General features: G+C 64.7%; 1 protein-coding gene. It reads left to right on the top strand.

Annotated elements, in window-relative coordinates:
- The coding region (locus AC1D2R_RS32250; protein WP_477973884.1) for an immunoglobulin-like domain-containing protein at positions 1-549 on the top strand (549 nt) is incomplete at both ends.

Raw genomic sequence — 549 nt, 5'->3', positions numbered from 1 at the left:
AGCTACGTGTTCACCGCGACGCTGTCGAGCGCCTCGCACGGCGTCACGATTGTCCACACCGATCAGGGCGACATCACCATCGCCGACGGCCACACCACCGGCACTTTGACGCTCGCCGCCGGCAATGGCGACGACGTCTATACGGACCCGTCATCCCTGACGGCGCAGATTCTTAGCGCAACGGGCGGCGGCTTCGAAAACCTCGTTCCTAACACGACGCCGGCGACCGCACAGGTCACCGACACGAGCAATACCACGACCGTAAGCCTCACCGCTTCGACCCAGCCGGAAGGTGATAGCGCCAGCTACGTGTTCACCGCGACGCTGTCGAGCGCCTCGCACGGCGTCACGATTGTCCACACCGATCAGGGCGACATCACCATCGCCGACGGCCACACCACCGGCACTTTGACGCTCGCCGCCGGCAATGGCGACGACGTCTATACGGACCCGTCATCCCTGACGGCGCAGATTCTTAGCGCAACGGGCGGCGGCTTCGAAAACCTCGTTCCTAACACGACGCCGGCGACCGCACAGGTCACCGACACG

The organism is Rhizobium sp. P1_C7, assembly GCF_056406295.1.
This window is presented reverse-complemented; position numbering and strand designations above follow the sequence as displayed.